The sequence below is a fragment of the Mesorhizobium sp. M7D.F.Ca.US.004.03.1.1 genome (genome assembly GCF_003998635.1).
Taxonomy (GTDB): domain Bacteria; phylum Pseudomonadota; class Alphaproteobacteria; order Rhizobiales; family Rhizobiaceae; genus Mesorhizobium; species Mesorhizobium loti.
This window is the reverse complement of sequence record NZ_RZQG01000238.1, coordinates 1-7,284: the sequence shown is the minus strand read 5'-3', so window position 1 is coordinate 7,284 and position 7,284 is coordinate 1. Positions and strand designations below refer to the sequence as shown.

7 protein-coding genes are annotated in these 7,284 nt (G+C 63.8%); all 7 read right to left on the bottom strand.

What is annotated here, in order from left to right:
• On the bottom strand, window positions 1-977 hold a 977-nt coding region (locus EN935_RS15470), incomplete at its 3' end, for an ABC transporter permease (RefSeq protein WP_245488972.1).
• 57 nt (window positions 978-1,034) lie between these two features.
• Window positions 1,035-2,537, bottom strand: coding sequence for a sugar ABC transporter ATP-binding protein (locus EN935_RS15465; protein ID WP_245469025.1), 1,503 nt, complete (start codon window positions 2,535-2,537; stop codon window positions 1,035-1,037).
• A gap of 68 nt (window positions 2,538-2,605) precedes the next feature.
• Window positions 2,606-3,673, bottom strand: coding sequence for a sugar ABC transporter substrate-binding protein (locus tag EN935_RS15460; protein ID WP_127265711.1), 1,068 nt, complete (start codon window positions 3,671-3,673; stop codon window positions 2,606-2,608).
• Between the two features lie 165 nt (window positions 3,674-3,838).
• On the bottom strand, window positions 3,839-4,903 hold the full coding sequence (locus EN935_RS15455; RefSeq protein ID WP_127265712.1) for a sugar ABC transporter substrate-binding protein: 1,065 nt from the start codon (window positions 4,901-4,903) through the stop codon (window positions 3,839-3,841).
• 314 nt (window positions 4,904-5,217) lie between these two features.
• The gene (locus tag EN935_RS15450; RefSeq protein ID WP_127373422.1) at window positions 5,218-5,988 is read right to left on the bottom strand and encodes a GntR family transcriptional regulator; all 771 of its coding nucleotides are present in this window, start codon (window positions 5,986-5,988) and stop codon (window positions 5,218-5,220) included.
• Between the two features lie 139 nt (window positions 5,989-6,127).
• Window positions 6,128-6,844 (bottom strand): E3 binding domain-containing protein, encoded by a 717-nt coding sequence (locus tag EN935_RS15445; RefSeq protein ID WP_127262354.1) that lies wholly within the window; start codon window positions 6,842-6,844, stop codon window positions 6,128-6,130.
• Window positions 6,841-7,284 (bottom strand): NAD(P)-dependent oxidoreductase (locus tag EN935_RS15440; RefSeq protein WP_281040335.1); only part of this gene is annotated, 444 nt, incomplete at its 5' end. The genes EN935_RS15445 and EN935_RS15440, both read right to left, overlap by 4 nt.

The following is a 7,284-nucleotide window of genomic DNA, read 5'->3' as shown; positions in this document are numbered from 1 at the left end:
CATTGGACACGGTTCCTTGCGGCCTTTTCGGCGACGGAACTCGCCAGCACCGAGAGCAGAAGGATGACGCCGGAAGCAACCGGCTGCCAGTAGCTCGACACATGCAGGACGAAGACCAGATTGCCGATGAGGGTCAGCACGAAGGCGCCGATCAGGGTGCCGGCCAGATGCCCGCGGCCGCCGAACAGGCTGACACCGCCGATGACCGCCGCCGCCACCGAAGGCAGGATGTAGTCCTTGCCGATGGTCGGGGAGCCGGCGCCGGTCTGTGTCGTCAGGTAGAGCGCCGCACCCGCCGCGAACAGGCCTGAGAGACCGTAGGTGATGACATTGACCCGGGTGATCGAGACGCCCGACAGGAAGGCCGACTTTTCGTTGGAGCCCGTCGCCTGGATGGTGACGCCGACGCGCGTCGCCCGGAACCACCACCAGAACAGCAAAAGTGCCAGCAGCATCCAGACCGGGCTGGTCAGGCCGAACAGCTGGGCATAACCGAAGCCGACCCACCAGCCGGGAACGCTGCCGCCATCGGTCGGCAGGATGATCATGGCGACGCCGTTGAGGATCGACCAGGTGGCGAGCGTAACCAGGAAGGGCTGCAGTTTCAGCAGTGAGATCAGCAGGCCGTTGAGCGCGCCGATCAGGAAGCCGAGGGCCAGAATGGCCAGGGTCCACAGAGCGACGGTCGACGGGTCGTCGGTGAAGCGCGTTGCCGCGATCACCGTGCCGAGGCTGATCATGCCGCCGATCGACAGGTCGATGCCGCCGCGCACCAGCACGATGGTCTGGCCGGTTGCCGCCAGCATCAGCGTCATCGCCGCCGCCGTGTCGAGGTTGATCTCGTCCAGCGAGAAGACGCCGGATTGCAGGCTGCCATAGATGGCAACGATCAGGGCCAGCATCAGGCAGGCGACCAGGAACGGCGCGCGGTCGAGCGCGCGGCCGCGCCAATCGATGCCTGGCCTGGCGGGTTTCATTTCGGCTGGCCTTTGCGCCATCTCAACAGGTCTCTCCGCGACTGACATCACCATGCCTCAGGCCGCCTCGCTTTCAAGCATGGCGGCGCGCAAAATGCTTGCCTCCGAGATACGGTCACCCTCCAGCGTGGCTGCGATACCGCCGTTGCGCATCACCAGCACGCGGTCGGCGACGTGGACGAGTTTCGGCATGTCGCTGGAATGGAACAGGATCGCATAGCCCTTGGCCGCGAGATCCCGCATCAGCTGGAATATCTCCCCCTTGGTACCGACATCGACGCCGCGCGTCGGGTCGTAGAGCAAGAGCACGCGCGCTTGCGTGAGCAGCATCTTGCCGAAGATCACCTTCTGCTGGTTGCCGCCGGACAGCGTGCCGGCAAGCTGCTCCGGCGTGCCGGCCTTGATGCGCAGGAAATCGACCATCTCCTTGACCAGGGCAGCTTCCTTTTGTCGGCTCAGCAAGCCATTTTCGGTGAAGCGCTTGATGACCGACAGGGTCAGGTTCTCGCGCACGCTCTTGGTCAAAAGCAGGCCCTGCCCGCGCCGGTCCTCGGGCACCAGCGCGATGCCGTCCTTGCCGGTCAGCGCCTGGCGCGGATTGCCGATCGAAACCGGCTTGCCCCACAGTTCGACGGTGCCGCTCGCCTTGCTGGCGCCGAACAGCGACTGGAACAGTTCGCGCTGGCCGTGGCCTTGCAGCCCGCCGACGCCGAGCACCTCGCCCTCGCGCAGCGCAAAATCGACGCCGGAGAGCCGGCTGCCGCTGGAAAAGCCCTTGACCTTCAGCGCAATGCGATCGGTCGCGGTGGCAATACGTTCGGGATAGAGCCGGTCGAGATGCCTGCCGATCATCTGGGTGACGATCTCGTTGTCGGACACGGCATTGGCCTCATGCACGGCGATGGTGCTGCCATTGCGGAAGATGGTCAGCCGGTCGGCGATGGCGCGCACCTCGGCCATGCGGTGCGAGATGAAGATGACCAGCCTGCCCTCGGCGGCCAGTTGCCGGGTGAGCTTGAGCAGCCACTCGGCTTCGCGCGCGGGCAGCGCCGAGGTCGCCTCATCTAGGATCAGGATGCGCGGATCCTTGGCCAGGCCCTTGGCGATCTCGACGATCTGCCGTTCGGCCAATGTCAGCCGGCGCAACTCCTGCTCGGGGCGCAGCGCCGGGAACTTGTACTTGTCGAGAAGCGCCAGCGTCTTGCGGCGCATCTCTGCGCGATTGACGGTGCTCAGGAGCGTCCTTGGTTCGTGGCGAAACCAGATGTTCTGCTCGACGCTCAGATCAGGGATCAGCGACAGTTCCTGGAAGACGGCGGCGATGCCGCGCGCCTGGGCAGCATCCGGATTTGCGGGACGATAGTCCTGGCCGTCGACCAGGATCGAGCCGCCATCATGCCGAACCGCGCCGGACAGGATCTGGATGAAGGTGCTCTTTCCCGCGCCATTCTCGCCGAGCAGTGCGTGCACCTCGCCGGCGCGGGCACTGAATGTCGCCTCGCTCAGCGCGACAATGCCGCCATAGCGTTTGGACAGGCCTTTGACGGTGACGAGGTCCATGAATGCGCCTTCGAAAAACTCTCCCGACATCTTGCGATGCCGGGAGACAGGGTCGTGGTCACAGGATGTTACTTGCTGCCAGCGGCTTCCGCAGCGGTGATCTCGACCCAGTCGGGCGTGATCGGCAGCGTCAGGCCGGGCGCCTGGTCGGGGAAGGCATTCTCGCCGACCGCGATCTTGATCATCTTGGTGCCCGGATAAAGCTTGGACTCGAAGGGATCGGTGGTGACGAAGTCGCCCTTGACCGAGATCGAGCGTTCGGCCGGCTTCTTGCCGGTGTCGAGAATATCGACCGCCAGCCTGATCGCTTCCGAAGAGAGATAGGCCGGGTTCGAGCCGAGGATACACTTGGCGCCTTTAGTCTGCGCGCAGGTAAGGGCGGCTACATTGTAGGAGAAGCCGACGACCGGGACGATCGGCCGGCCGGCATCCTTGAGCGCCTGGATGGCGCCCGATCCGTAGCCTTGCGTCATGATGCCGTCGATCTGCGGATTGGCGGCAAGCAAGGCGGCGACCCCCGACTGCTCCGGTCCAAGCGCGTAATTGCCGTTGTAGTAGCCGACCACCTTGATGTCGGGATATTTGGCCAGCACCTTCTCATAGCCCTGCTGCAATTGAGCCGAGATCGGCGCGCCGGCGAGGCCACGGTCGAGGATGATGTTGCCCTTGCCGCCAAGCTGCGTGGCCATCCACTCGGCCATGACGGAGGGGATGCGGTCCCAGTCGGAGGCGACGGCATAGGCGCAGGGCTCGGTCACCACCTGGTCGAAGCTGATGACGACAATGCCGGCGTCACAGGCCTTCTTGATGGTCGGGTTCAAGGCCGAGTCCGAGCCGGCATCGACGAGGATGGCGTCCGGCTTCTGGCGGATGATATTGTTGAGCGAGTTGATCTGCGCCTGAACGGTGTTCTCGACATTCTCGATCTTGAGGTCGACGCGGCCCTTCAGCGGTCCCTTGTTGACCGAAACGGTGGCGACGCGCTCCATCTGCTGGCGCCAGTCATTGCCGACGAAATTGTTCGAGAGGTAGATGGTGTAGGGCTTCTTGTCCTCCGCGCGGCTCGGCGCCGTGCTGATGGCGATTGCAGACATGGCAAGAGCTGCCAATCCTATGCAAACTGTCTTCAGTTTCATGGTCTCTCCTCCTTCGTGTTTCCTGCATCAGCCAGCGACGGACTTCGCCATCTTGGTGGGTGCTGCACCTAAATTGATACCGGTACCAATACGCCTTGTCAATTTAAGCCAAGGCGCATTGGGGAGCTTCGAGGCGACCATTCGCCGCCGATTGGCAGACGTCGCTCATTTCGCGCCGGCGGCCTCGGCAGGGGTGATTTCAACCCAGTCCGGGCTGACCGGAAGAAACAGACCGGGAGCCATGTCCGGAAAGGCGTTCTTGCCAACCTCGATCTTCTGCATGGCCGCATCGGGGTACAATTCCGACGCGATCGGATCGGTGGTGAGGAAGGCATTGCGCAGCAGGATCTTCTTTTCGGCCGGCTTCTTGCCGTCGAGGATCTCGACCGCCAGCTTCAGGGCCTCGGCCGACAGGTAGGCCGGGTTGGGCGCCAGGATGCACTGGGCGCCTTGCGTCTGGGCACAGGTCGTCGTCGTCAGGTTGAAGGGACTGCCGGTGATCGGAACGATCGGACGGCCGGCATCCTGCAGCGCCTTGATCGCTCCGGCGCCGTAGCCCTGGACGAAGATGGCGTCGACTTGCGGGTGGGCCGCCAGCAGGCTGGCGACACCGGCCTGCTCCGGTCCCAGCGCATAGTCGCCGTTGAAATAGCCGACCACTTCAATGCCGGGGTATTTCTTGATGACCTCCTCGAACCCACCCTGCAGCTGGGCGGAGATCGGAGCGCCGGCAAGCCCGCGGTCGACGAGGATCTTGCCCTTGCCGCCGAGTTTCTTGACCAGCCATTCGGCCTCCACGCGCGGCGCCCGGCCCCAATCGGACTCCATCGTGTAGGCGCAGGGCGCGCTGACGATCTGATCGAAGGCGATGATCAGAATGCCGGCATCGCAAGCCTTCTGGATCGTCGGGTTGAGCGCTTCGCCGGAGCCCGCATCGATGATGATGGCGTCGGGCTTGTTGCGAATGATGTTGTTGAGGGAATTGATCTGCGCCTGGACCGTGGTCTCGACCACTTCGACCTTGAGGTCGACACGGCCGGCCAGCGGCGGTTTTTTGACCGCGATGTCGGCGCTGCGCAGCATCTGCTGGCGCCAGTCGTTGCCGACGAAATTGTTGGAGAGATAGATGGTGTAAGGCTTCTTGTCCTGTGCGTTGGCCGGCACGGCATCGATCGACAGCAACGTCGTCGCGATCACCGCAAGGCCGGCGAAAAATGCGCCTGCTTTCATGACTTCCTCCTCCCGTGTTGTTGTCGGCCGCGCGAGCGCCGCCGCCTATTCAAGTGCCTTCCAGGCACGCCCCCTTATGGACAGACTTTGTTTTGTGCATGCCGTTACCCCGGAACCGCTGCGCACATTTGGGCGACATGCCCCAGGCAAATGCTCGACAGCGGATGTGGTCGCGCATCCACGTTCGATCGTGGTTTTCGACGCGGTCTTCATCCTAGCTATGATGCTATTATAATTTTATAAAACTGTCCATGGGCGCGACTGGGAAATCCGTGCGGACAATCGCGCCGATCGGGCCCGCCGATCGATCGGGTTCAGGCCAGATCGTTCGGCGCGTCGTAGCTGATGCTGAAGAGATCGGCCGGATGCCGCGCGATGGTGAACTCGATGCTCTGCTGGTCGGCCGACTGATAGAGCATCTCCACGCTCAGGACCGCACTGCCAAGAGCGACGCCGAGGTCTTCCGCGATGGCCTCGTCGGCGATCTCGGCGCGGACCGTGACATGCGCGACGTCCAGCCGCAGGCCGAGATGCCGTTGCACCGAGCGAAAGATCAGCACGTCGGAAAAATCGTCCCGCTTCAGCTTCGCTCCGACAGCAGGCGGGAAATAGCTGGTGATCTGCGCCTTCTTCTGCTCGCCCACCGACAGGATGCCGCGCAGGCAGTAGCCCGCCTCGTCCTTGGCCATGCCGAAATGGCGCTGGAGCACGGGGGAAACCTCCTTGCGATAGGATTTCACCGTCAGTTGCGCGTCTTTGGTGAAGGCCGCCATATCGGCGAAGTTCTTGAATTTCCAGCTCAGATTGACGGACGGATTGCGCGCCGTGACCACAGCCGGCTTCGCCGACCGTTTTCTGATCAGCCCGTCGGCCTCGAGGTCTCGCAACGCTTGCCGCACCGTGATCAGGCTAACACCAAAGTGCTCGGCAATGGTCGCTTCCTTCGGCAGTTCGCCGCCGACGGGGAAGGTGCCGTTGCCGATCGGCTCGCGCAATATGTCGGCGAGCTGGCGATACAGCGGCCCGTTCGTGCGGCCGAGCGTGCGCCGGGGAAGACTGTCGATGGTAGGAACGGAGTTATCCATGAGCCTCGTCGCGCCTGTGTCAAAGCTTTTATAATAGCTTCTTCGCTTCGAGGCTATGCTTGTCGCCCAAAAGTGGTTCCGGTTTTGGGATGACGACATGCATAAGGCCAAAAGCCAAGGCTGACGACCATCAACCGTCCTAGACAAAGAGGCGGAGCGGGTGTTCGATCGCCGATTTCAGAGCGGCGAGCCACGCTGCGGCGATACCCTCGTCAACGCTTGCCGCGTCTGTGACGAGCAGGCATTCGGCATGATCACTTGCTGAACTTACCGAGACAGCCAGGCGCATGGCGCGGCCCGGCAACAGCGGCAGCATCAGTGGCCGGATGCTGCTCGCCGGCAGCAGGCGGATGGAAAGCAGCGCCGGCATTTCCGCGTCGTCGCGACTGTCGGCCAGGGCTGCAAGCCGCGTTGCGTGCAGCGACGTCAGGGGCAGCTCAGGGACGGTCGCAAACACCGCTTGCCGGCCTGCCAGTTCCATCGCCACCGAAGTCTCGCCGGCCTTGGCGGCATCCGGGATCTCACCGCATACACGACCCACCGCGCGCAACAGCACGTCGTCAAAGTCGAACGCCCTCCCTGTGCTCTCCAGCGCGGCCAGCAGGTCTCGCAGCGCGGTCAGTGCGACTGACGCCGCAAAGGCGGCAATGCGGGGAGTGGCAACGGAAGGGGCGACGATATCGGGCAAATTCACGGGCGCGGCGACTGGAACGAAGCCCAGCACGTCGGCGCCCAGGATGCGGCCACCCGGTCCGCTGCCACGAAGGGTTTCAAGCGGAAGAGCGCGCTCGCGCGCCAGGCGGCGTGCATAGGGCGAAACAGCCAGCCGCGGTGTCTGCGCCACCGCCATGTTCATTTCAGATACTCTGCATTGACGCAGTTGGTGAGCCGGCCCTCGGCGAGATAGGCGTGCACAACCTCGATCGATTTCAGCCTGAGGTCGCGCATCGAGGCCGGGCTGTAGAAGGCGGCGTGCGGCGTGACGATCAGCCGATTGGCAATCCACGGCTCGCGGGCACGCCAGGCGGCCAGAAGCGGATGGTCGAGATCGCCAGGTTCGTTCGGCAGCACGTCCAGTCCAGCTCCGATGACCGTGCCCTTGCGCATCGCGGCTTCCAGCGCGTCGAGATCGACGATCGGACCGCGCGCCGTGTTGATGAGGACAAGCCCGGGCTTGGCGGCGGCGAAAGCGGCCGCGCCAAGCAGCTTGCGGGTTTCCTCGCTCAACGGGGCGTGGACGCTGACCACATCCGCCCGCGCCATCAGTTCGGCCAGCGAATGGACCCGCTCGTAGCC

Bases quoted from the DNA above. Each gene is read 5' to 3' on its own strand.
- EN935_RS15455 (WP_127265712.1), bottom strand. From the start codon at position 4,903: ATGAAAGCAGGCGCATTTTTCGCCGGCCTTGCGGTGATCGCGACGACG.
- EN935_RS15445 (WP_127262354.1), bottom strand. From the start codon at position 6,844: ATGAACATGGCGGTGGCGCAGACACCGCGGCTGGCTGTTTCGCCCTAT.
- EN935_RS15460 (WP_127265711.1), bottom strand. From the start codon at position 3,673: ATGAAACTGAAGACAGTTTGCATAGGATTGGCAGCTCTTGCCATGTCT.
- EN935_RS15450 (WP_127373422.1), bottom strand. From the start codon at position 5,988: ATGGATAACTCCGTTCCTACCATCGACAGTCTTCCCCGGCGCACGCTC.
- EN935_RS15465 (WP_245469025.1), bottom strand. From the start codon at position 2,537: ATGGACCTCGTCACCGTCAAAGGCCTGTCCAAACGCTATGGCGGCATT.